Genomic DNA, 24,500 nt, shown 5'->3' with positions numbered 1-24,500 from the left:
CAATTTGAAGAGATAGCATATCAATAGATCCAATCTGGTTCCTGACCCTGTGCTTCTCTCTGTTCTCTTCTCTCTTTTTTTATCCTTTTTTATTCTTTCGAACTCAGTTTCCTCGGCAACTTGATAGTACCTCCAAGGTGACGAGGTCGTTGTCGCGCGCAAAACCGCTGACGAAATTCCAGGCGCAAGGCTCGAGGTTGCGCAACCCCAGGTCGACGATTACACAAAGGACACCGCAAATGATAGCGGGCCGGACAAGGAGAGAACAGTCGAAACAGGGGCGGGCGGCATAATGCTCGCGTGAGAGCGCTATCGCATCCGAATGCAATATCGCTGCCACGCCGCACAACCGTTCAGCCCAGTCGCTAGGGCGAAAAGTCGAGCCGTCTCGACGGATGCCCTTGATCAGCAGCTCGTCGACATCAAGGCGGCTATGCGAGGAGGGACGAAGAGAAAGAGTGCCGGCAGCACATATCGGCGACGCATGGGGCAAACGGAAAGTGGTACGGCCATCCGCCCTCAAAATCTCAAGCCGAGATTCGATAGGGGCAACGGGCAGTGTGGATGGGCTTGTGCGCCCTAAGCGAAAATGGTGTTTAACTCGGGAGTGAGCGGCGCGCAGCCAGTTGAATTTCGCCCCATGACGATGCTCTTGCGCAAGAGCATGACCGCTGCCTTTACAGCCCTCGCTACCTTCACTACCTTGTAGCGGCGGGTGCCGCCGCCTCCTTCCCGCCGCAATTTCCAACGAATGTGGTTGCAGGTGACGAGTCTCGGTAAGCATATGAACCTCCACAGTAGTGAATGGAAATCCCGAACCGTCCTTTTGCCTGGCCTAGCTCACCGGGAAAGATCCGGGTGCGCTGGAAAACTCGCTGCGGCTTGAATTTTATAATTGTCGGCGTTAATGTCTGATCCTTGGGTCGCTTAAGAAACATGACGCTGAAATTTGAAACAGTGACAGCAGAATTACACAGTAATCTAGCATGCCGGGCGTGATAAAATTGTCATTGTTGTGTGAAGAATTTATGCAAGGTGAAGAATTCATACCAATTACAAGAATCACAAGAATGGCAGAGGATCAGGCACAATTGATATGCCGTGCTTACGCATTCGATTCATGATAATGAGCTGCCATTGCCGTAGCGATGACCGGGCATCATCCAGCGCGGCAGACGGTCTGTGCACCTGAAGCGGACTATAATATGGGTATGATTAACGCCTATGCAGCCATTGAGCCGCCGCGTGCCGAGATTGATTCACTCGAAGCGCCCGTTCTCATGGAGTTTGGCGCTCCGTGGTGCGGATACTGCCGTGCCGCCCAACCGCTGATTGCTTCAGCCTTCTCCAACCATCCTTCCATACGCCATATCAAGATCGAAGATGGCAAGGGTCGTCCGCTTGGGCGTTCCTTTAGAGTGAAGCTCTGGCCAACCCTGATCTTTTTGCACCACGGGAAGGAGATTGCCCGCCTGGTTCGGCCTGTCGATTCTGCCGCGATCAGCAAAGCCCTGGATGATCTCGATAAAGTATCGTGAAGCCTGCTTTCCTGGGTGCATGCGGTCGTCCGCACCACGACAGGAGTAACCTGGTATTCAGACGGGAACAGGCTGTATTTGTATTGAGCAGGATGGGTCAAGCGTAGCGCAACCCATCAATGTTGATAAAAGCTGTAAGCTTACAGCTCGCTTCAATCTAAAAAATACCGAGGGTTACTCCATTTTGATGGGTTGCGCTACGCTTGACCCATCCTGTCCGAAGTTTGTGGCGGTATATATTCCATTTTTTTCCTTTCCGCATAGTGATAAGCTCCCATAACGCTTGAATAATTCAGCTAAACACTCTTCCTGTTTCTAAACCTGATTCAAGCATGAGTCCTCCCATTTCCCGGTTTTCCCATCTCGACGCCGCAGTGTATCTGCTCGATGCCGATACGCTCAGATGCGAATACGCCAATGTAGCGGCCCAGCGAGATTTGCAATATTCGATGGCTGAATTATGCGAGCTCATGCCGCGCGATGATATCCCGGGCTTCGCAGCGGAAAGCCTGTGGTCCATGCAGTCTCCGTTGCATGCAGGTGAAAAGCAGGAGGTGAAGGGCAAGACATACTTCAGGCGCAAGGACGGCACTATTTTTCCGGTAGCGGTACGTTTGCACTTATGGCAAGGCGCCGGCAAATCGTTGCTTATCATTCTTGCCAACGATATCACCAGGCACTTCACTGGCGAAATCGGCGGTCAGGTTGTACAAGGGAAGAGGCCAGAGGGATCGGGGCAGGCAGGAAGGGGAGAAGCGTATCCGCCGGCTGTCATTTCAAATGCCCCAGGCATGGTATTCCAATATGTTCTGCATGAGGATGGCAATCACTCAATGCCATTCGTAAGCGACCAGTGTGTGAATCTGCTTGATATCGCAGTCAAGGAATTGCAAGCGAACCCCGCGCTGCTGCTGGATCTTGTGCTGCCGGACGAGGACCGCGAGAGCCTGCGCCAATCAAGGGCGCACTCAGCCGCCAGCCTGACGACATGGAACTGGGAAGGCCGCCTGTGGATCGAGTCGTACCGCGATACAAAATGGGTCAGCCTGCGAGCCAGCCCGCGCCGGGAACCGGGAGTCGGTGTAATCTGGGAAGGAATCATCATCAACGTTACCCAAAGCAGGCGCAGGGAGACGGAACTCAAGGAATCGCACGAACGCCTGAAGGAAGTATCATCCCACGTCATGGCGGTACGGGAACACGAGCGCATCCGCATCGCCCGTGAAATTCATGATGACCTGGGCGGCAATCTCACCGCTATCAAGATCGACCTCGATTGGCTGGCGCGACATGCAGGGGAGGGCAGCAGCGACGGCAGTAAGGAAGGTGCGGCCTTACAGGCAAAAGTCCGTACCGTATCTCACATGGTGGATCGTACGATGCATTCGATACAGCGCATCTGTCGTGATTTGCGCCCCGGTATCATGGATTTCGGCATTGTTGCAGCGATCGAATGGGAATCGGGCGAATTTGCCAAACGGCTCGGCATCCCGTGCGAGGTGGTGTGCGCTGAACAGGATATCGACCTGGAGCCGGATATCGCGGTTGCCGTGTTCCGTATTTTTCAGGAAGCCCTCACCAATATCAGCAAGCATGCGCATGCTTCATGTGTCTGGGTAAACCTGCATGCAGCTCAGGGGCAACTGGAACTGGAGGTGCGCGATAACGGTTGCGGCATTATGCTGCCGGATCGCATGAAGCTTGACTCGTTCGGCATTCGCGGCATGATCGAGCGTGCCCGCCTTCTCGACGGAAAACTGACGGTTGGCGGGGGACAGAAACAAGGTACGACGGTGCTTTTATCAATTCCGCTCGTGCCGGAACCAGGCGACCCGGTGGCGGAATCAGTCATCCTGCTATCAAAGGCGCGGCAGCCATGAATGTACTGATTGTCGATGACCACGCCATCGTACGTCAGGGTCTGCGGCAGATCCTGCTGGAGAGCGAGAAGGTCATGCTTATCGGGGAAGCGGATTGCGGCTCGGAGGCCATGCGGCAAGTACGCGAGGGCGACTGGAACGTTGTCGTACTGGATATATCGCTGCCAGACAGGAATGGCATCGAAGTCCTGAAGCACATCAAGAAGGAACATCCTGAAACTCGCGTACTCATGCTCAGCATGCATGAGGAAGGTTTATATGCCATTCGGGCGCTAAAGGCGGGTGCATCCGGCTATATCACCAAGCAAAGCGCCCCGAGCGAGTTGATGGCTGCTATTCACCAGGTCTCGAGGGGGCGCAAATATCTTACGACAAGCTTGGCCGAGGCGATGGCGGACAACCTCGGCGCCGACCACGACCGGCCGCCTCATGAAGCCTTGTCCGACAGGGAATACCAGACGCTATGCCTGATCGCCTCAGGTAAAAGCCTTACCGATGCGGCTGATGAAATGTGCCTGTCTGTCAAGACTGTCAGCGTGTATCGCAGCCGCCTGCTGGAAAAGATGAAACTCAAGAACAACGCCGAGTTGACTCACTACGCAATCAAGAATGGCCTGGCCTGAATCCGGGCTGGATTCAGGAGGTGTATTTTTCCCGGCCCACCTGTCCCCTCTGCCAGTCTATTTATCATAGGGCTCCTCGCTCCCATCGTATCAGGACTTATAGCGCCCCGAACACTGCACTCGCAGGGTAAAGTTTCGATATAAGACATAGATCAGCCGTTGATCGGCGAATCGCGCACGCTCTCCTCCACTTATCATGTGTAATTCGGCAGTGGATTCCTGCTTGCGAAAGACTATACCGAAAGACTCGCTCGCTCCTTGATTGTAATGACTTGCCCAGGGAAAAATGGCTATCCATTTTTTCACTCTAAATCTATCCACAGGAATAAAAATATCGCGCCAAGAAAAACTTGACGAACCGGCTAAATGTTTTTCGTGACCCTCCGTTAATAAGCATAACAGCGGTTGATCAGCCTCGTGTAAGCGAGGCAAACCAAAGTTAACGCCATACGGCGTAATCCATAACACTAGTCTAGTCAAGGAGATTCACATGGCTGCAATTATCAACACCAACGTGATTGCATTGAATGCGCAACGCAATCTCAACAGTTCACAAAACGCGCTTGCCACGACACTGCAACGTTTGTCCTCGGGCCTGCGTATCAACAGCGCCAAGGACGACGCCGCAGGATTGGCGATTTCCGAGCGCATGACGTCGCAGATCCGTGGCCTGAACCAGGCTGTCCGCAATGCCAACGACGGTATCTCGATGTCGCAGACCGCCGAAGGCGCACTGGGCGAGATCGGCAATAACCTGCAACGCATCCGCGAGCTGGCCGTGCAATCGGGCAATGCGAGCAACAGCGTAAGCGACCGTACCGCGCTCAACAATGAAGTACAGCAGCTCAAAGCTGAAATTGACCGGGTGGCTTCAACGACCGCGTTCAACGGCATCAAACTACTTGATGGCACCTTTACCAATCAGGCATTCCAGGTTGGTGCCAACGTGGGTGAGACCATTACCATCAGCGGCTTGGTCAATGCACAAAGCGCGTCCTTGGGTACCAGCACCACTACCACCGCCAATGTAACCGGCATTGCCGCAACCGCGTTCACGGCTACAACGGATGACATCGCCGCGGGCGCCCTCAAAATCAACGGTGTAGATGTGGGCGCCATTACCGCTGGTGGCACTGCCCCCCTTCAGGGAGCAGCCGTCGCGGCGGCCATCAACCTGGTGTCGGGTACAAGCAACGTTACCGCCACAGCCGATGCTGCTGGCCTGGTGACGCTGACCAACACTTCAGGTAGCACCACAGTTGTGACCATGAGCGGCACAGCCACGACGGCGCGGACTGGCCTGACAGCCGCCACTACGGCAGTCACGACCGCCAGCGTCGTTGGTTTTGCGGGAGTGAACGTCAGCACCACTGCGGGGGCTCAAAATGCCATTTCCTCGATGGATTCCGCACTGAGCGCGCTTAATGCGGCCCGTGCCGACCTGGGTGCCTATCAGAACCGCTTCTCATCGGCGGTTTCGAACCTGCAAACCACTGCAGAAAATCTGTCTGCTTCCCGCAGCCGTATCGTCGATACCGATTTTGCCGCTGAAACCGCTATTCTTTCGCGGAACCAGGTACTGCAGCAAGCAGGTACGGCGATGCTGGCCCAGGCCAATGCACTTCCGCAGAGCGTGCTCGCGCTGCTGAGAGGCTAACAGGAATTATCAGATTTTCGATCAGCGAAATTGACTCAAAGTTTGTTGCAATAAGGAATCCGGGGCGGCGCCCCGGGTTTCCTTTTTCAATCCCTTCCGGAATCCCCCATGGAAATCAAGCACATTGGAGCTGGCAGTCAAGCCGCGGTTATCTCCGTAAATTTGCTGGAACGCAACCTGATGCCGGCGTCCGATGACGTACAAAACCGCTTGGACCGTGCGCCATCGCCGGCAAGTGTGCAACCGGCGCAGGAAATCAGCCAGCCAGCTACCGCGACACTGGAATTCAGCATTGACGCCGAGAGCGACAAGGTGGTGGTAAAGATCATCGATAGCACAACGCGGGAATTAGTGCGGCAGATTCCCATGGAGGAGATGCTGGCTCTGGCCAAGGCACTGGGCCGTTTAAAAGGCCTGTTGTTGAACACGAAAGTTTAACCGGCCTCCGAGGCCAGAATTTGACTAACAGCACAAAACGGGAGGCATATATGGGTATCACCGCGCCAGGCATGGGCTCGAATCTGGATGTGAACAGCATTGTCAGCCAACTGATGGCGGTCGAACGGCAACCCCTTGCGCTGCTGGACCGCCGCGAAGCCGATTATCAGGCCAAGCTGTCTGCCTATGGGACGCTGAAGGGTGCATTGGCTGCATTCCAGACCGCAATGCAAGGGCTCGCTGATCCCGCCAGATTCCAGGCTGCCACAACCAGTGTGGCGGATACTTCCATACTGACTGCTGCTACTAATAGTATGGGTAAGGCTGTACCGGGCAGTTACTCGGTGGAAGTGCAGCAACTGGCGCAACAACAGAAAATCCGCTCGGAGGGATTTGCCAGCACCAACAGTACGGTTGGTAGCGGCACCCTGACCATTCAATATGGCAACTATGATAGCGGCCTGAACACTTTTACGCTGAACAACGCAAAACCCGCACAGACGCTGACCATCGACCCCGCCAACAATACGCTTTCGGGGGTGCGCGACGCAATTAATGCAGCCAATATCGGCGTTAGCGCGACAATCATTAACGATGGCAGCAGCAACCGGCTGGTATTGACGGCCAAGGATGCCGGTGCAGCCAGCAGCATCAAGATCATCGCGAGCGACGACGACGGGGTTGACCTGGATAATGCCGGCCTGTCTCAGCTTGCCTTCGACCCCACAGCTGCCGCGGGCTCAGGCAAGAATCTGACGCAAGTCCAGGCGGCGCAGGACGCCAAGTTCCAGATCGACGGAATCGCCATCAGCAAGAACTCGAACACGATTACCGATGCGATCGAGGGTGTGACACTCAACCTGCTCAAGAACAACGCGGGCACGCCAACCATACTTGATGTGGCGCGCAACACAACGGGCGTCAAGGCGTCGGTGGACGCATTCGTCAAATCGTTCAATGCTGTTAATCAGACGCTCGCAGACCTCAGTTCGTACAACACGGTGGCCAACAAGGGTGGGGCGTTGCAGGGAGATTCGGCAGCGTTGTCCATCCAGCGCTGGCTCCGCGCCACGGTATCGGCCGCAACGGGAAGCACGAGCGGCGCGGCAGGCAGTTTTACCTCATTGTCGCAAATTGGTGTCGCCTTCCAGAAAGACGGTAGCCTGGCGCTGGATTCTACCCGGCTCCAAGCTGCAATGGATGCCGGCTTCGACCAGATCGCCAGCCTCTTCGCCGCGAATGGCAAATCGACCGATAGTCTGATCGCCTATAGTGGCGCGACCGGCAAGACAGCGGCCGGAAACTACGCCGTAACAATCGCCCAGTTGGCTACCACGGGTAGCCTCACCGGGAGCCAGGCAGCAGGGCTGACCATTACCGCCGGCATCAATGATCGAATCGATATCACGGCCGATGGGGTGGCTGCCAGCATTACGCTTGCGGCGGGAATTTACGCATCGGCCGATGCGCTGGCGGCCGAGGTGCAAAGCAAGTTGAATGGCGCCGCCAGCCTGACAGCGGCAGGCAGTTCGGTTGTAGTTTCGCAATCCGGCGGCGTGCTTGCCATCTCCTCGGCACGCTACGGTTCCGCATCCAGTGTCACTGTCACCGGCGGCAATGGCGCCGGCAATCTTCTGGGCGCAAGTCCGATAACCACAGTAGGCGCGGATGTAGCCGGCACCATCAATGGCGTGGCCGCTCTCGGAACAGGGCAGACACTCACGTCCATGGCTGGCACGGCATCGGAAGGCTTGAGCCTTATCATCAAAGGCGGCCTGTTGGGTACACGTGGAGTGGTGGACTTCTCACGCGGTTCCGCCGACCGCTTGAACAAACTTGCGGGAGACCTGCTGACCGCCGATGGCATCCTTGCAAGCCGTGTCGATGGGCTCGCCGGGAGCATCAAGACTATTGATCGCCGCCAGGAAGTATTCCATCGGCGCATGGCTACGATCGAGGCGCGTTATCGGGCGCAATTCACCGCGCTGGACACGATGCTTAGCAGTCTGAATCAGACCAGCCAGTTTCTAACCCAGCAACTGGCCACTTTGCCAAAAAACAATTCCTGAACGAAAAATAATTGCCGAAGGAGCCATTCGATATGTATTCAGCATCCCGCTGCGGCGTAAACGCCTATGCCCGCGTTGGCCTCGAGACCGGAGTCATCGCAGCCAATCCGCACAAACTCATCCTGATGCTGTTTCAGGGCGCGCACGTTGCATTGTCTTCTGCCCTTGCGCATATGAAAACCGGCCAGATCACTGCCAAGGGAGAGGCCGTTTCCAAGGCAATCGCTATTATCAGTTCCGGCCTGCAAGCCAGTCTCGATGTTGAGGCCGGCGGCGAACTGGCCCAACAGCTGAATGCGCTGTATGAGTATATGAGCCGCCGCCTGTTGGAGGCCAATCTGCATAACAAACCTGAATACATCGAAGAAGTGGCCCGCCTCCTTGGCGAGTTGAGTGAGGCCTGGGAAGCGATTGGTTCGCGCATACCGCCCGATGAGAGTGCCGAACAGATCAATTCCTCGGTTCCGCCAGGTTCCAGAGCCGCCAACGATTTCGGTCAAGCGTGATGAACAGCGCAGAAAAAATCGCCGCGTATCAATCGATTTCCAATCTTACCGGCGAAATGGTGAAAGCTGCCCGCGCCAGCGACTGGGAAAAACTGGAAATGCTGGAGCATCGCTGCGCCACCGTGGTGACGCAACTCCGAGCGGCGCCACCGGTTCGGCTTACAGCCGATATGCAACAACAAAAAGTAGAGCTGATCCACAAGATACTGGCCGACGATGCGGAGATACGAACGCACACCGAGCCCTGGATGAAAAGCGTTCAGACTTTGCTTGGCAATGCCGGAATGGCCCGGCGGGTACATCAAGCGTACGACACCCATACGTAGAGACGGCCAGGCCCGGTGGTTGGAGAATGCACGCTGGAATTGAACATGCTCCAGATTGCCACCACCTCTTTCACGAAAGGATGAGCATAGTACCCAACCTTTACAGAGATGCCGCAGCGTTTATGGAGATGGCCCCAAAGTGAATGAGGCTGCGCCCGATGATCAAAAAGTGATGCCGGGCATAGCTCGGCCTGCTTTATTATTTCTTCTGTTCCACCGAAATATGCACAGCTTTTGTGGCTTTTGCAGGATGGATGAGCAAAGCGCAACCCATCAAGATATGGAGCAAGAAAAGGCTCGATGATGGTGACGCTTCGCTAGTAGGTCGGGCTCTGCCCGACATCATTTTTACGATCGTCGGGCATAGCCCGACCTACCCGATACAATTTAATCGTCGGGCAGAGCCCGACCTACCTCTGCCAGATCATATAGAGACATAAAAAATAAAGGCCAGGGGAGAAAACCTCGATATGTCCGCGATCAATCCGCTTAACGAAGTGGTTCAAGTCCACGCCAGTGGTTCATCCTTCCACAGGCAGCCAGGGTATACCGCGTTCCTGGCGGGACTCGAAGCAGGCCGGCATCTGCGAGCTTCAGTACAATCCCGTCTTCCGAACGGCGAGTTTCTGGTGACGGTAGGTGCAAAAGACACGGCGGATGCCCAACTATTACACATGAGGTTGCCTGCGGATATACGCCCGGGCGACGCGGTGAACCTGGTTTTCGTCTCACGAAATCCCCGGCCCACATTCATGCTCATGGCCGAGTCTTCTTCAGCCGCGGTTTCCGCACCGCTCAGTGAGACCGGACGTTTCATCAGCGATTTGTTAAGCCGCTCGACCCCTCCGGGCAGCCTCACAACGTTATCCGGCACTTCTCCGCTACTTGTAGCGCCGCCCGCAGACGGTATTCAATTGGCTGCGATTCTGGCCCGCACGCTGGGCCAAAGCGGCCTGTTCTACGAGTCTCATCAGGCTCAATGGGTAGCAGGTGAAAGGCCGCTGGCGGAATTGCTGCTGGAGCCGCAGGCGCCGCTATTCGGGTTGAGAGCACGTCTGCCTGATTCAGCCGCGCAGTCCAACGCGTCCGTAATGACCGGTATGGCACGCGATAATGCTGCCGATGCGAATGTGCCGGTTCATTCCGATACTTTAGCCCTGGTGCGGCAGCAACTGGAAGTTTTCGAAACACGCCATATCACCTGGCAGGGCGTGGCTTGGCCTGGCCAGAAGATCGAATGGGAGATTTTCGAGGAAAAACCCGCGGATACCGGCGAACCCGGCGAGTTTGATGAATCCGATGAACCCGGCAATGCCCACGCCGCCTGGCAAACGCGCCTGAATCTGACCATGCCTAATTTGGGTCAAGTCTCGGCCAACCTGCGCTTTGACGCGCGTGGGGTCGAAGTACGGCTTACCACGGCGAGCCCTGTTACGGCGTTCATGCTACGAGCGGGTGCGACGCCGCTCGCGAACGGCCTGGATTCCGCCGGCATCAATCTGCGCGGAATGAGGGTCGAACTGGATGAATAAACCCGATCCGTCCAAGGTGCAGGGGGTGGCAGTGGCGCTGGCTTATCGCGCCGGCCGGACTGCGCCGCAAATTGTCGCAAAAGGCCGTGGGCTCATCGCCGAAACCATCATCAGCGAAGCACGAGCCCATGGTATTTACGTGCACGAATCAGCCGACCTGGTATCCCTGCTGATGCAGGTAGATCTGGACCAGTATATCCCACCGCAGCTCTACCGCGCGGTAGCGGAACTGCTCGCCTGGCTTTATAAGATGGAAGCTGGAATGGAGACCGGAACGGAAATCTCGGCACTTGCCCGACCCGATCCGATATCTCGTTCATCCCGTTAAACGCGTGGTCTGCCCTTCGCCATCAGATGCCATCAGATGCCATCAGATCGACAAGATAGTTATACAGGCCGATGCGAGGATGAATGGCGGCAGCAATTCAATTAGGGCAAAGCGGATAAAGGCCCGGTATCCAAGTTGACATTCATACCGGCATGTTCATGATATCTTGATACGCCGATACCATCTTGTTGCGTACTTGCAGAGTATATTGGAATGAGATGGAGGCCTTCTGCATCGATATCATTGCCTCGGTAAGATTTGCATCGGGCGCGCCTAGTTCGAAATCCCGCGCAAGCTTTGCCGCATGCTGCTGGATGTTATTCACCTGATCCAGCGATTTCCTGAATACGGTGGTGAAATCGACACCCATACCTTCACCGCCGCCACCGTGAGCGCCGGCTATTGCCGACGCCGGCTTCCCCGCCGCGAGCGCAGCACCGGTTTGCAATTGGGCGAGCATTGCGTCTATTTTCGATACATCCATCTGATCCCCGTTTTTTATGCTTTTCTGGAAAGTGTGCACGATAACACGGCGCTACCTCGGATCCGTTCGCTGAAAAGGCTGTAAAACCTGCTTCTATTCCTTGTTTTAAAACCTGTGTGCATGTTGATAATGCTCGAATTCGCCTAAACCCAAATCCAGTAGCTGACAGCGCATTTTTAAATTCAGCACCTATGACCCATAAAGATTTCCCGCGTCGCTTAGCCTCACCTTCCTGGTGAACTTACTACTTTGCTATCTCACTACAGCCGTCGGATTCAGGTTGAATGCCAAGTTGGGCTTATATGACGAACAATAAAAAAACCTATTCTATGCATATCGAATCGCTGGAGACACCATGTCGGTAGTTGCGGAAGCCACTGCACCGGGCGGAGTTCAGACTTTCGCGCAGGGTTTTTTGGCGCGGATGTCCAGTCAGCAGAAAATGGGCCTGATGCTGGCTGTCTCGGCCATTGTCGCTTTGCTGGCAGGCGGCTGGATGTGGAGTCAGGTTCCCGACTACAAAGTGCTGTTCAGCAACGTATCCGACCGTGACGGCGGAGCCATCATTGCGTCCCTGCAGCAAATGAATGTACCCCACAAGTTTGCCGATGGAGGTGGAGCGATTCTCGTACCTGCCAATCAGGTTCACGACGTCCGCCTCAAACTCGCTGCGCAGGGCTTGCCCAAGGGCGGCCTGGTCGGCTTCGAGCTGATGGAAAACCAGAAGTTCGGCACCAGCCAGTTTCTAGAGCAGGTCAACTTCCAGCGGGCGCTGGAAGGGGAGCTTGCCCGCTCGATCCAGGCAGTTTCAGCAGTCGATAGCGCGCGGGTCCATCTGGCCATCGGGAAGCAATCGGTGTTCATGCGCGAACAACAAAAACCAAGCGCCTCGGTTTTGGTAAATCTCTACCCCGGCCGCGTGCTCGACCAGCAGCAGGTAAACGCAATCATACACTTGGTTTCCAGCAGCGTCCCGAACCTGCCTGTCAGCAATGTCACGGTTGTGGACCAGCAGGGCAACCTGTTGAGCAAAATTGAGGAATCGGACACCAGTACGGGCTTGAACCCCAACCAGTTGAAGTATTTGCTGGCGTTGGAGCAAAGCTATATCAAGCGTATCGAAGCTATCATCGCGCCCATCGTGGGAAAGGAAAACGTTCGCGCCCAGGTTACCGCCGATGTCGATTTTGCGCACTCCGAGCAAATGGATGAGATTTATAAACCCAACCAGGACCCGGGCAGTTCCACGGTACGCAGCCAGCAGACCTCGGAATCAGCCAATGGGACGGGCCAGGAGGGAGGCGTGCCGGGAGCTCTTTCCAATCAGCCTCCCATGCCGGCAACGGCTCCGATCACGACACCGCCCGGCTCGCCCCTCAGCCAGACGCCCACGACCGGTGCCACGCAGCCTGTAACGCCTCCTGTTCAAACCAGTACCAACACCCGCAAGGACGCCACCATCAACTATGAGGTGGACAAGAGGATCCAGCATGTGCGCAGGCCGGTGGGTGGCATAAAACGCCTGTCCGTAGCGGTAGTTGTCAACCACCGCAAGGTGACGGATCAGAATGGATCGGTCAGCAACCAGCCGCTCAGCGATGCTCAAAAGGTACAGATCACGGATCTGGTGAAGGAAGCCATGGGCTTCAGCAATGAGCGTGGCGACACACTGAATGTGGTCAACAGTCCATTTACGGACATCGAGCAGGATGTTTTGCCCGAGCTGCCGCTCTGGAAACAGCCTGAAATGATTGATCTTGCCCAGCAGATCGGGAAGAATTTGCTGATCGGGGCACTGATTCTATACCTGGTACTGGGCGTATTGCGACCGATGCTGAAGCGCGCAAATCAGCCGCAGCCCCCCTTGCTGACGGATTCCACCGAGAATAACGAGGATAAAATCGGGCAACAACCCGCTCCGGCTCTGGCTACCGCGGCGCGATTCTCCGCTTATGAGCAAAACCTGGCGCTTGCCCGGCAATTGGCCAAGGATGACCCGAAGCTGGTGGCGGGTATTGTCAAACAGTGGGTGACAGGCAATGAATGAGGAGGGCATCAGCAAGGGCGCGATCCTGCTTCTATCGCTTGGCGAGGATGAGGCAGTGAAGGTACTTAAGCATCTGAACCCCCTTGAGGTGCAGAAGCTGGGCATCGCAATGGCAAAAGTCAAAAACGTGAGTCAGGAGCAAATCAATGCTGTGCTCAGCGATTTTTGCAGCCGCGCCCACGGTGAAAACCTTCTTATGGATCTCGACTCCGAAAGTTATACCCGAGCGGTACTTGAAAGGGCGTTGGGCGAGGACAAGTCCACGGACATTATCAGCCGTATTCTGGAAGGTAACGACACCAGCGGTATAGAGGGGCTCAAATGGATCGATTCACAATCGGTCGCGGAGCTGATCAAGGGCGAGCATCCACAAATCATTGCCACCATCCTGGTGCATCTGGATCGCAATCAGGCAAGCGATATCCTGGGCCAGCTCACCGAGCAACTGCGTAATGATGTATTACTCCGTATCGCCACGCTCGAGGGCATTCAACCCTACGCATTGCGCGAACTCAACGATGTGCTGACCGACCTGCTCTCTGGGAGCGAAAATATCAACAAAAGCCCTGTAGGGGGAATCCGGACGGCAGCCGAAATCATCAACTTCATGGGTAGCGCAGCCGAGACTTCCGTGCTTGGCAATTTACGCGAGTTCGACGAGGATCTGGCGCAAAAAATAATGGACCAGATGATCGTCTTCGAGAACCTGATGGACATAGACGACCGTGGCATTCAACTCGTACTGCGTGAAACCGATTCGGGATCTCTCGTCATCGCGCTGAAGGGCGCGGCGGAGGAACTTCGCGAAAAAATATTCAGAAACATGTCAAACAGGGCTTCAGAAACGCTGCGTGAAGACCTGGAAGTCATGGGTCCGGTGAGGGTGAGTGAGGTAGAAGCCCAGCAGAAGCAAATATTGCAAGTTGTTCGCCGGCTTGCCGACGAAGGCCGGATCGTATTCGGCAGCAAGAAAGAAGAAAGTTATATCTAACTGTCTACCGGACTTGAAGAATCGCAGCCTATTCCCTTCAAATCCGACAGGCTGTCAGGTAAACGGAATCTCAAAATCCGATATTGCGATACCTGCATTACTGAAACTTTTTGGCTGTCAAATACGCAATGAGCGAGCGCTGATGTATTTCTAATTTATCCCGCAGCAATACCTGGGCGCCGCTTTCGCTCACGCGCTCAGCCGGATAGATAAGGTGAAAAAAGGATGAATGAGGACCATGGCCAGCCGGATTATTCATAAGGAACGTCTTGCTGCCTATCAGCGTTGGGAAATGGATACTTTCGAGCCTGCCGGGGTATCGACACCCGAACCTGGCAAAGGAAAGCACGAGAGTGCGGATAACTCCAGCACGGCAGTAATTCTGCCTACGGTCGAGCAGATTGAACAGATTCATCAGCAAGCACGGCAGGAAGGCTACGCCGCTGGATATGAAGCCGGCTTTGCCACGGGCCAAGAGGCCGGCTATCAGGCAGCCAGTGCGCTAGGCACGGCGGAGGTCGGCAAATTGCAGGCGCTGCTGCATAATTTCCAGCGGGAATTGACAAATGCCGATCAGACCATCTCTGATAACTTGCTCACTCTGGCCCTATGCCTCGCCAGGCAAATGTTGCGTGAAGCCTTGAAGGTGAGGCCGGAGCTCATGCTCGGGGTGGTGCGCGATTGCCTGCAAAATGATGCCGCATTCAGCCAACCGCTACAACTATTTTTGCATCCGGATGATGCCGCGCTGGTGCGCGAACATCTGCACCACGAACTCAATGATTGCACGGTTTGCGTTGATTCCAGCCTGGACCGCGGCAGTTGCCGGATCAAGACGGGCAGTGGCCAGATCGACGCCACCCTGGCGACGCGTTGGCAGCGCATGGTTCAAACGCTGGGGCAAAGCAGCAATTGGCTGGAGTAACCCGAGCCCACGGTTTACCGCTCATTTTTCAGCCAGGTGATGACTTGCTGGAACTGATGGAACGCTTGACCTTCACCTTTTTGATAGTTCGTTAGGCAGATTTCAGGACAAACCCATGCAAGCTTCCTCTCACACAGACCCTCACACAGACCAGTGGCGCAAGTTTCTTAAGAGCTGCGGTGATATGGCCGTCAACGCTCAGCCCTTCCAGGTTTCCGGTAGTCTTACTCGGGTTACGGGACTGGTAATGGAAGCAGTAGGGCTCAAACTTGCAGTGGGAAGCGGTTGCACTGTGCTGACGCCCAATGGCAACAGGGTAGAGGCGGAGGTAGTAGGCTTTCAAGGCGACCGGCTTTATCTGATGCCCAACACCGATGTGTTTGGCCTGACACCCGGCGCGAAGGTGATCCCCTGGAGCAACACAGGCGCATTGCCGGTGCTGGATGACGCTGGCCAGCCACGACGTCGCGCCTCCGACCGACTCAAGCGTTTCCCGGTGGGAAACGGGTTACTGGGGCGCGTGCTGGACGGCGCCGGACGGCCGCTGGATGGTTTGGGACCGCTGCAGGCGGAGCATGGCGCGCCGCTCGTCAACAAACCGCTCAATCCGCTCGATCGAGATCCGATAAATCAGACACTGGATGTCGGAGTACGCGCCATCAATGCGCTGCTTACTGTTGGACGCGGCCAGCGCATGGGCCTGTTTGCCGGTTCCGGGGTGGGCAAGAGCGTCCTGCTCGGCATGATGGCGCGCTACACCAGCGCCGATGTGATTGTGGTGGGTCTGATCGGTGAGCGAGGCCGCGAGGTCAAGGAATTTATCGAACAAATCCTGGGTCCAGAAGGGCTGGCCCGCTCAGTGGTGGTGGCCGCCCCGGCCGATACCTGGCCGTTGATGCGATTACAAGGCGCTTCCTATGCCACGTCCATCGCCGAATATTTTCGGGATCAGGGCAAGAATGTCCTGCTGATCATGGATTCGCTTACGCGCTATGCCATGGCGCAGCGAGAAATAGCGCTGGCAATTGGAGAGCCGCCCGCAACGAAAGGTTATCCGCCTTCCGTGTTCGCCCGATTGCCGCAACTGGTAGAACGGGCCGGCAACGGCATCAAGGGAGGAGGTTCGATTACCGCGTTCTACACCGTGTTGACCGAGGGGGACGACCAGCAGGACCCCATCGCGGATGCAGCCCGTGCAATCCTCGACGGGCATATCGTGCTGTCGCGCCACCTTGCGGAAGCGGGGCATTATCCCGCCATCGATATAGAAGCTTCGATCAGCCGGGCCATGACCGGATTGATTTCGCCGCAATATTTCGAGCAGGTACGTGGCTTCAAGCAACTCTATTCGCGTTATCAACGTTCACGCGATCTGATAAGCGTAGGGGCTTACTCGTCCGGGAGCGACCCGCTGCTGGACCGTGCGATCACGCTATATCCTCAACTGGAAGCATTCCTTCAGCAAGGCATGTTTGAGCGTGCGGATTATGCGGACAGTGCCGCTAAACTGGGCGTGCTGCTCGGCGAACAGCCCCGGCCAACCTGACCTGGTCCGGCTTAGCGTGATCTGACTGAATTAGCCCAAACTTGGCCCTAACCAACCCTCTGACCGGAAAAGAAGAAAATGGCGAAACCATCTGCTTTGGATACATTGATCGAACTGGCGCAGACACGCACGGACGATGCGGCAAAACGCTTGGGGATGCTGTGCAAACAAGGTGTGCAGGTAGAAGCCAAGCTCCAGTTGCTGCTGCAATATCGGGATGACTACTGTGCTCGCTTTCAGGTGTCGATGCGGCAAGGGCTAACGGCATCCGACTGGCGCAACTACCAGGAGTTTATTGACAAGCTCGACGCCGCAATCACCCAACAGCGCGAAACCCTGGCCTCGGCGCAGCAGCGCGTCGCAGCGGGCAAAGTTGCGTGGCAGTCGGCCAAGCGCACTTTCAATTCTTATGACACGCTCGCGCAACGCCAGGCTCGCGCGGAATTGCTGCGTGCCACAAAGCGCGAACAGCGTGAAACCGACGAGCATACGGTCAACGCCGCCGCCCGCCAGAATCCATCGCGCTAATCGCTTCCTTCTTAACCATCACCATCGAAAAATATCGGGACCAACATTATGCTGACCTTGTCCGCACTCCAAAATACGCCTTCATCCGCCGTATCTCCGCTCAAGAATCTTGCTCACGTTACTGATGCACAGGAGGCGGGGCAAGCAGCCGCTACTGCTGGTTTTAGCGAAGTGCTTGCGCAAGAAATGAGCGGAAAGGGCCGCGCCGATGTTGGGCTACCCGATGAGAAAACAGCCCCAGGCAAAGATCCCGATGGCAGGGTCATCAGCGCGGGGGAAATGGAAGCGCGAAATGCGGAAGTAAAGAAAAATATAAAGGAAAAGGAAAGTAATGTGGTTGTAGTTGTGATTGCTGCGGCGCTTCAGCCCGTGAATATGACGGAAATATTGCCCGGTCTGGCGGCCGCTTGCACGCTGAGTTCCCGAACCGATGCTGGAATCGATGCGCGAGCCGATGTCCAGGCCGATACCCAGCACCAGCACAATGACCCCGCCGATACCCTGGCCAGCATGTCCCCGGCCGAGCTCGCCACTGCTGCGGCGCAGCATGCAGGGTTGATGGTTTCGCAGTTCAGCCCGGTTACCGCACGGTCGGCCGGAATTTCAGACAGCACCGGCATCGACATTGGCACGAGGGCGGCCACGGCCGCCGCCGATGCGGGCACGTCCCGGAACGCAAGATTACCATCTGACGCGCTCACTACCGTCGCGTCTGGCGTAATAGCCAGGATAGCAACCAAAGCGGGGCAGGGCGGTGATGGCGATCCGGTTATTCCGGACGAGACTTTGGTTACCAAGGCTTCCGTTACTAATGATGATGCCCCAATCAAGCCATCCCAGGATGGGAGACAGAGCACTGTACCGCAACGGGAGTTCGGCTTGCCGAAATTCAGCTTGGTGGGTGAAACCCAACAACTCGAAAAATCCATGCTCGAAGTTGCACAGCACAACTTGTCCGCCGCACAGGCAGAGGCGGGGGCGGCAGTAGCCGTACCTGAGCGCGGTTCCATATCGGCAGCCATATCCGCAGCTTCGGAGGCCGCGGCAGGCACGCCTGTTCACGCCACGCCTAGGCTGGAACCCCGCCTCGGTGCTGCCGGCTGGGATAATGCGCTGGGTCAAAAAGTCGTCTGGATGGTTTCCAATCAGCAGCAGGTTGCGGAGCTGAGCCTCAACCCGCCCGATCTGGGCCCCTTGCAAGTCGTACTATCCATCTCCGATGACCAGGTCAGCGCAATGTTCATTTCGCAACAGGCTGATGTGCGGCAAGCGCTGGAAGCTGCACTTCCGCGACTCAAGGAAATGATGGCGGACAGTGGGATCAATCTAAGCAATACGACCGTGAGTGCCGATTCTACCCGGCAACAGGCAGAGTCTGAACAGCAAAACCATTCAGGTGCACGATACGGTAAGGGCAGCGGTCAAATGACCATGCCGGGGATGGATGCGGGTGCAAACCCTATTCGTTCCCGGGGAAACAGTCTGGTGGATACGTTCGCTTAGCTTGTAAAAGTGCAAAGCCGCAACTGGCAGAATTTTTCGCGCCTTATTTTCGTCGCTCCTTCAACCTGAATCCGATAGTTGGACGTCCGGATTCAGGATCAACCTAAATCTGGTAGTTGGACGGGGTGAAGTGTACGGTTTTTGGGGTGCAGGACAAGGCGCAACGACGCGAAATGTGACCGTGCAGGGCGAAGCAGCGCCTTCCGCAGGATGGTGCGACCCCGAAGCGACCTCACCTGGAAGGTGAGCACCAAATAATATGAAATATTGTTGTTAATCAGGACACTGATTATTTATAGGATTATGCCAAGGTAGGTCGGGCTGCGCCCGACGATCGTAAAAATGATGTCGGGCATAGCCCGACCTACTAGCGGAGCGTAACCATCATCGAGCCTTTTCTTGAAAGAGCGGTCAACTACCGGATTTAGTTTAATCGCTGGTGGATTTAGTCCCACACATCAAATTCCGAGATGGCCGGTTTTTGTCCTTCTGTTCGCCGTGCTGCCGCAACACTACTACTGTGATAATGGTATTTATACTTTGTAACGGTATTCATACTTAGGAACAGGACGAGTCATGGCAACCAGGCTGAACAAACAGGAAAGAGAATATCGCGAGTCCGCTGTCGTCGATCCGAAGCAAAAGCCCAAAGGCAATAAGTTGATCCTGATAATTGCTTCGGCCGTACTGCTGCTCGGCGCCGGTGCCGGTGGTGCAGCATGGTATTTCAGCCAGATCCAGGACGGGGCAACTCCTGTAAAGAAGCCGCCTGTATTCGTCAGCCTGGACACGTTTACCGTCAATCTGCAGCCCGAGCACAGCGAGCAGCACCTTCAGACCAATCTGACCTTGAAGGTTGAAAATATCGAAGCGGTAGGCTTGATCAAGCTGCATATGCCGGAGGTGCGCAACCGGATTTTGCTGCTCCTTTCCAGCAAGGCGGCTTCACAAATTATTGCCACAGACGGCAAAAAAGAGCTTGCCGCCGAATTGCTCGCCGAGATCAATCAGCCGTTCGATGAAGAAAACACGGGAAAAGTCGTCGAAAGCGTACTTTTTACTTCTTTCGTGATCCAGTGAATGCCTCATGAGTAACGACTTTCTCTCGCAGGAAGAAGTGGATGCGCTGCTCAAAGGGATCAGAGGCGGTGCGGACGAAACTCGGCAGGAGGCCCGACCTTCAGGTTTCCGTCCATATAACCTGGCGACTCAAGAGCGTATCGTGCGTGGGCGCATGCCTACGCTTGAAATTATCAACGAGCGTTTTGCCCGGCTTTTACGGCTTGGCCTGTTCAATTTCATGCGCCGGAGCGCAAATGTCACTGCAGGCCCGGTCCGGGTCATCAAATTCAGCGAATTCGTGCGCAACCTGGTAGTGCCGAGCAATCTGAACCTCGTGCACGTCAAGCCGCTACGTGGTACATCGCTATTCGTGTTCGATCCTACCCTGGTGTTTCTGGTGGTCGACAACCTGTTCGGCGGCGATGGCCGTCTTCTTCCCACGGCGGAAGGGCGCGACTTCACCCAAACCGAGCAGCGCATCATCCAGCGCCTGCTCAATCTGGTGTTCGACAGCTACGGAAAGTCCTGGCATCCCGTATATCCAATCGAGTTCGAATATGTGCGTGCCGAGACGAACACGCAGTTCGCCAACGTGGCGACACCCAATGAAGTGGTTGTCGCCACTACGTTCGAGGTCAACTTCGGCACCATCGCAGGAGAGATGCATATTTGCATCCCATATTCCATTCTTGAGCCGATACGTGACCTGCTTTCCAGCAGCATGCAGGGTGAGGCGCTGGAGGTCGACAAGCGGTGGGTTGGCCGCCTGTCAAAACAGGTACAGTCGGCTGAGGTGACGATGCTGGTGGACCTGGCGCATGTGCACGTTACCCTCGATCAAATACTCAATATGCAGGTAGGTGATGTAATTCCGTTGGATATCCCCGAGTTTGTCACCGCCAGCGTCGACAGCGTACCGGTAATGGAATGCCGTTATGGCGTTTCAAACGGCAGGTACGCGCTGCGCATGGAAAAAATGCTTGGCTCCGCGAGCAACGAATGAGCTCCGATGAACGCCGCGATCTGTCCAGGCGACCCTTTACGAATAAATCCGAGGAGATGAACGTGCACGCAAATCAAGCCAATTCCGAATCACGAATGACTGAGCAGGAAACTGCTGCAGCCGCTGTGGCAGAAGGCGCTCCACCTCCAATTTTCGAGGAGTTTACCCCCGGTCAGAAGATGCAGATTCATAATGACATCGACATGATCATGGATATACCCGTTCAACTCACCGTGCAATTGGGGCGTACCAAAATAGCCATCAAGAATCTGCTTCAACTGGCACAAGGTTCGGTCGTAGAGCTGGACGGCCTGGCAGGCGAGCCGATGGACGTGCTGGTCAATGGTTATTTGATCGCCCAAGGCGAGGTTGTAGTGGTCAACGAGAAATTTGGTATTCGCTTGACCGATATCATCACGCCGAGCGAGCGTATCCGTAAATTAAACCGCTAGCAGCCCGTCGGACTTGCAGAATCGCAGCGAAAAAGTGACTGGGCGAGGGCAGATTTTGACGATTTTTAAGGCCAAAAGTTATTCTATTGGCCGAAAAAGCGGCGAAATATGAACCGGCCAGACGCTTTTGCAGCCGACTTCCTTTAAGTCCGACAGGTTGCTAGGTTCAAAGACCACGAATTCAGGTATGGATGAGATGAAAACCGGCGGCATCCGCAACAGCATATTTGCGCATTTTCATGGCAAGTGCGCATGTTTTATAAACTCACCCTATCGCGTTGACCTCGCGCGCCACCCCAAAGGCTTTTCGGCTGGACCGATACCTTTTCTGGCTCCGTTGTCATTGATATTGTGGACATTGCCAGTGACTACCATGGCACAAACCGTAGCAACAGATACAACGGGTGCCGCTTCCGGCGGCAGCATGCTTCAGGTCATACTTGGCCTGGGATTGGTACTCGCCGTAATGGCGGGTTCCGCATGGCTGCTGAGGCGTTTTGGCGGCCTCCAGCGTAGGCCCGGTGGCGGTATCAAGGTAATCGGCAGCTCGGCTGTCGGTCAGCGCGAGCGGGTGGTGCTGGTGGAAGTCGCTGATACCTGGCTGGTGATAGGCGTCGCGCCGGGTCATGTCACCGCATTGCATAGCATGCCCAAGGGCGAGATCACTACCGGCACTGCCGATATCGTCGGCGGCGCCAGCACGGATCACCATTTCTCCGCCTGGTTCCGGCAGGTGACGGCGAAACGTGATGGTGAGCAGCATGGCAAATAACAACTTTTCGTCCGCGACACGCGCCGTGCCGGGGATCGCGCTCGGAACAGTGCTATTGGTCGCGCCCTTACTCGCGCTGGCGCAGAATCCCGGTTTGCCCGCATTCACCAGCACACCAACCCTAGGCGGAGGACAAAATTATACCCTGAGCCTGCAAACCCTGCTGCTGCTGACATCGCTCACCTTTCTGCCGGCGGGGCTGCTGATGATGACCGGCTTTACCCGTATCATCATCGTGCTCTCGCTGCTGCGCCAGGCACTCGGCACGCAGTCTTCGCCGCCAAACCAGGTACTCGTCGGGCTTGCGCTGTTTCTTACCTTTTTCGTCATGGGACCGGTTTTCGACAAAATCTACGAGAATGCCTACGAACCCTATACCAGCAATAAGATAACAATGTCGGAGGCCTTGGACAGGGGCGCTTCACCGCTCAAGGCGTTCATGATGAAGCAGACGCGGGAAGCGGATTTGGCGCTGTTCGTCAAGCTCTCCGGCGGCCAGCAACTGAACGGCCCGGAAGACGTGCCATTGCGCGTACTCGTCCCGGCCTTTGTCACAAGCGAACTGAAAACTGCCTTCCAGATCGGCTTTGCGGTATTTATTCCCTTTCTCATTATCGATATGGTTGTGGCGTCGGTGCTCATGTCCATGGGCATGATGATGGTATCACCCGCCCTTGTGGCATTGCCGTTCAAGATCATGCTGTTCGTGCTGGTCGACGGCTGGCACATGCTGATCGGCTCGCTTGCGGAGAGCTTCTACCAATGACGGTGGAGTATGGCTTTACGGTCGGCAGGTAACCTGTTTTGAAATCTTCTCCGATCGGTGAGAAATGATCGAGCAAAAATATTTGTGGCGGTTAGTAGGTCAATTCGCGCCATATCGACCTTTAAGGATGAAACGATGACCCCTGAAAGCGTAATGACCCTGGGCCAGAAAGCCATGGAGGTAACACTGATGATTTCTGCTCCGCTATTGCTGGTTGCCCTGGCGACCGGGCTGCTGGTAAGCATCTTCCAGGCCGCCACGCAGATTAACGAGATGACCTTATCCTTCATTCCAAAGCTGGTGGCGCTATTTACGGCCCTAGTACTGGCTGGGCCATGGATGCTCTCGGTGATGCTCGACTACATGCGGCAGGTATTTGAGGGAATTCCAGCATTGGTGAGCTAGCAATCCATGCTGGCTTGCAGCTTGCCCGGCGACAATGAACGAAGCGCATCCTTGAGCCTGAATCCGGCAGGCGACCGCTTATTTGTCAACCAAGCGCTATCACCAAAAAGAATTTTTCGTACTCCGTGAGCTTCACCTTTTTGGTGAGCTCCCTGGGGGACGGATTGAATAGCGCCGTTCAACTACCGGATTCAAGTTAAAGATACCCCTAGTGATTACCTTCAGTTCTGCCAATCTTGACGCTTGGATGACCTCGTTCCTATGGCCGCTTGTCCGCATCCTGGCGCTGTTGGCAGCTGCGCCGGTACTCGGCAATACGGCCATACCCATGCGGGTGAAGATCGGATTGGGCGTTTTCATTACATTGATCCTGGCGCCTGCCATAGGACCGCTTCCAGGCCTAAAGCCGGCCTCGCCCGCAGGACTGCTGGTGCTGAGCCAGCAGGTCGTAATCGGACTGGCGATGGGCTTTGCCATGCGTATCGTGTTCAGTGCCGTGGAATTGGCGGGAGAGATTGCGGGTTTGCAGATGGGCCTGGGTTTCGCCACCTTCTTCACACCGCACAGCGATGGCAGTACGCTGGTAGTGGGCAAATTTCTCGGGCTGCTGGCGACGCTTGTGTTCCTGTCGTTAAATGGTCATCTGCTGATGCTGTCTGTGCTGGCCGAAAGTTTCAGCGCATTTCCCATCTCGGCCGAACCCTTTTCAGCCGGGGGATGGAGAAGGCTCGCCGAGTGGGGAGGCACTATTTTCCTGGCAGGCCTACAGCTTGCGCTGCCGGTCGTTGCAGCATTGCTGATTGTCAATCTGGCGCTTGGTATCCTGACGCGTGCCTCACCCCAGCTCAATGTTTTTGCTGTCGGCTTCCCGATCACGCTGATGGTAGGAATGGTAATATTGATGCTGTCGCTGCCTTACTTTATACCAGTGATCGAACATTTGATCACGGAAGGACTGGAAACCATGCTGCGGATAGCGCATGATGCCCGCCCTCCGTCACCGGGAGGATCGCCCCCATCCTGATCGCTTCCCAAGTGCAACGCTACGCGCAGCGCTCAAAACCGGCTCGGCGCGCTCTACAGTTAATATACCGCATCGCCGGCAAGATACGGTTACTA

General features: G+C 55.6%; 25 protein-coding genes. 23 read left to right on the top strand and 2 right to left on the bottom strand.

The genetic code is table 11. The features are described 5' to 3' along the window. Positions 1-103 precede the first annotated feature (103 nt). Positions 104-784 carry a DUF3579 domain-containing protein gene (locus tag KJS40_RS06880; RefSeq protein ID WP_213539587.1) on the bottom strand — a complete coding sequence of 227 codons (681 nt, stop codon included), beginning with the start codon at positions 782-784 and terminating at the stop codon, positions 104-106. Positions 785-1,211: 427 nt separating this feature from the next. Between KJS40_RS06880 and KJS40_RS06875 the strand changes: the two genes are divergently transcribed. The 10 genes from KJS40_RS06875 (at position 1,212) to KJS40_RS06830 (ending at position 10,897) form a co-directional block, all read left to right on the top strand. Then, positions 1,212-1,538: a thioredoxin family protein gene (locus KJS40_RS06875; RefSeq protein ID WP_213539748.1), complete on the top strand. Its 327-nt coding sequence runs from the start codon at positions 1,212-1,214 to the stop codon at positions 1,536-1,538. A gap of 332 nt (positions 1,539-1,870) precedes the next feature. Continuing rightward, a complete protein-coding gene (locus KJS40_RS06870; RefSeq protein WP_244859740.1) occupies positions 1,871-3,418 on the top strand; it encodes a sensor histidine kinase in 1,548 nt (515 codons plus the stop codon). Then, positions 3,415-4,041, top strand: a complete 627-nt coding sequence (locus KJS40_RS06865) for a response regulator transcription factor (RefSeq protein WP_213539586.1) — start codon at positions 3,415-3,417, stop codon at positions 4,039-4,041. Before KJS40_RS06870 ends, KJS40_RS06865 begins: the two co-directional genes overlap by 4 nt. 490 nt (positions 4,042-4,531) lie before the next feature. Then, entirely contained in the window at positions 4,532-5,698 is a 1,167-nt protein-coding gene (locus KJS40_RS06860) for a flagellin (protein ID WP_213539585.1), read from the top strand. Positions 5,699-5,806: 108 nt separating this feature from the next. Further along, entirely contained in the window at positions 5,807-6,136 is a 330-nt protein-coding gene (locus tag KJS40_RS06855; RefSeq protein WP_213539584.1) for a flagellar protein FlaG, read from the top strand. 50 nt (positions 6,137-6,186) lie between these two features. Continuing rightward, positions 6,187-8,205, top strand: coding sequence for a flagellar filament capping protein FliD (gene fliD / locus KJS40_RS06850; RefSeq protein WP_213539583.1), 2,019 nt, complete (start codon positions 6,187-6,189; stop codon positions 8,203-8,205). A gap of 32 nt (positions 8,206-8,237) precedes the next feature. Beyond that, positions 8,238-8,711 (top strand): flagellar export chaperone FliS, encoded by a 474-nt coding sequence (fliS, locus tag KJS40_RS06845; protein WP_213539582.1) that lies wholly within the window; start codon positions 8,238-8,240, stop codon positions 8,709-8,711. Further along, positions 8,711-9,037: a flagellar protein FliT gene (locus tag KJS40_RS06840; protein WP_213539581.1), complete on the top strand. Its 327-nt coding sequence runs from the start codon at positions 8,711-8,713 to the stop codon at positions 9,035-9,037. The genes fliS and KJS40_RS06840 overlap by 1 nt, the downstream gene beginning before the upstream one ends. A 470-nt stretch (positions 9,038-9,507) precedes the next feature. Continuing rightward, positions 9,508-10,569, top strand: coding sequence for a flagellar hook-length control protein FliK (locus KJS40_RS06835; RefSeq protein WP_213539580.1), 1,062 nt, complete (start codon positions 9,508-9,510; stop codon positions 10,567-10,569). Continuing rightward, positions 10,562-10,897: an EscU/YscU/HrcU family type III secretion system export apparatus switch protein gene (locus tag KJS40_RS06830; protein ID WP_213539579.1), complete on the top strand. Its 336-nt coding sequence runs from the start codon at positions 10,562-10,564 to the stop codon at positions 10,895-10,897. The genes KJS40_RS06835 and KJS40_RS06830 overlap by 8 nt, the downstream gene beginning before the upstream one ends. A gap of 142 nt (positions 10,898-11,039) precedes the next feature. Here the strand turns inward: KJS40_RS06830 and fliE are convergent, their stop codons facing one another. Beyond that, positions 11,040-11,381 (bottom strand): flagellar hook-basal body complex protein FliE, encoded by a 342-nt coding sequence (fliE, locus tag KJS40_RS06825; RefSeq protein WP_213539578.1) that lies wholly within the window; start codon positions 11,379-11,381, stop codon positions 11,040-11,042. Positions 11,382-11,736: 355 nt separating this feature from the next. On the opposite strand from fliE, the gene fliF reads away from it, so the two are divergent. The 13 genes from fliF (at position 11,737) to fliR (ending at position 24,405) form a co-directional block, all read left to right on the top strand. Continuing rightward, a complete protein-coding gene (gene fliF / locus KJS40_RS06820; RefSeq protein WP_213539577.1) occupies positions 11,737-13,428 on the top strand; it encodes a flagellar basal-body MS-ring/collar protein FliF in 1,692 nt (563 codons plus the stop codon). Continuing rightward, the gene (gene fliG / locus KJS40_RS06815) at positions 13,421-14,419 is read left to right on the top strand and encodes a flagellar motor switch protein FliG (RefSeq protein WP_213539576.1); all 999 of its coding nucleotides are present in this window, start codon (positions 13,421-13,423) and stop codon (positions 14,417-14,419) included. Before fliF ends, fliG begins: the two co-directional genes overlap by 8 nt. Before the next feature lie 238 nt (positions 14,420-14,657). After that, positions 14,658-15,344 (top strand): flagellar assembly protein FliH, encoded by a 687-nt coding sequence (locus KJS40_RS06810; RefSeq protein ID WP_213539575.1) that lies wholly within the window; start codon positions 14,658-14,660, stop codon positions 15,342-15,344. 184 nt (positions 15,345-15,528) lie between these two features. Continuing rightward, positions 15,529-16,890, top strand: coding sequence for a flagellar protein export ATPase FliI (fliI, locus tag KJS40_RS06805; RefSeq protein ID WP_178297915.1), 1,362 nt, complete (start codon positions 15,529-15,531; stop codon positions 16,888-16,890). A gap of 78 nt (positions 16,891-16,968) precedes the next feature. Next, on the top strand, positions 16,969-17,418 hold the full coding sequence (gene fliJ / locus KJS40_RS06800) for a flagellar export protein FliJ (RefSeq protein WP_213539574.1): 450 nt from the start codon (positions 16,969-16,971) through the stop codon (positions 17,416-17,418). A gap of 48 nt (positions 17,419-17,466) precedes the next feature. Continuing rightward, positions 17,467-18,921, top strand: coding sequence for a flagellar hook-length control protein FliK (locus KJS40_RS06795; RefSeq protein WP_213539573.1), 1,455 nt, complete (start codon positions 17,467-17,469; stop codon positions 18,919-18,921). Between the two features lie 576 nt (positions 18,922-19,497). Further along, complete coding sequence (gene fliL, locus KJS40_RS06790; RefSeq protein ID WP_213539572.1) at positions 19,498-20,001, top strand: flagellar basal body-associated protein FliL; 504 nt, start codon at positions 19,498-19,500, stop codon at positions 19,999-20,001. Positions 20,002-20,008: 7 nt separating this feature from the next. Then, positions 20,009-20,986, top strand: coding sequence for a flagellar motor switch protein FliM (gene fliM / locus KJS40_RS06785; RefSeq protein WP_213539571.1), 978 nt, complete (start codon positions 20,009-20,011; stop codon positions 20,984-20,986). A 56-nt stretch (positions 20,987-21,042) separates the two neighbouring features. Beyond that, the gene (fliN, locus tag KJS40_RS06780; RefSeq protein WP_244859772.1) at positions 21,043-21,438 is read left to right on the top strand and encodes a flagellar motor switch protein FliN; all 396 of its coding nucleotides are present in this window, start codon (positions 21,043-21,045) and stop codon (positions 21,436-21,438) included. A gap of 187 nt (positions 21,439-21,625) precedes the next feature. Beyond that, positions 21,626-22,210, top strand: coding sequence for a flagellar biosynthetic protein FliO (gene fliO, locus KJS40_RS06775; protein ID WP_244859739.1), 585 nt, complete (start codon positions 21,626-21,628; stop codon positions 22,208-22,210). Next, a complete protein-coding gene (gene fliP / locus KJS40_RS06770) occupies positions 22,200-22,976 on the top strand; it encodes a flagellar type III secretion system pore protein FliP (RefSeq protein WP_213539569.1) in 777 nt (258 codons plus the stop codon). Before fliO ends, fliP begins: the two co-directional genes overlap by 11 nt. Before the next feature lie 135 nt (positions 22,977-23,111). After that, entirely contained in the window at positions 23,112-23,381 is a 270-nt protein-coding gene (gene fliQ, locus KJS40_RS06765) for a flagellar biosynthesis protein FliQ (protein ID WP_025039698.1), read from the top strand. A gap of 211 nt (positions 23,382-23,592) precedes the next feature. Continuing rightward, positions 23,593-24,405 (top strand): flagellar biosynthetic protein FliR, encoded by an 813-nt coding sequence (gene fliR, locus KJS40_RS06760; RefSeq protein ID WP_213539568.1) that lies wholly within the window; start codon positions 23,593-23,595, stop codon positions 24,403-24,405. Positions 24,406-24,500 lie beyond the last annotated feature (95 nt).

It is taken from the genome of Nitrosospira sp. NRS527 (assembly GCF_018406445.1).
GTDB classification, from domain to species: domain Bacteria; phylum Pseudomonadota; class Gammaproteobacteria; order Burkholderiales; family Nitrosomonadaceae; genus Nitrosospira; species Nitrosospira briensis.
This window is presented reverse-complemented; position numbering and strand designations above follow the sequence as displayed.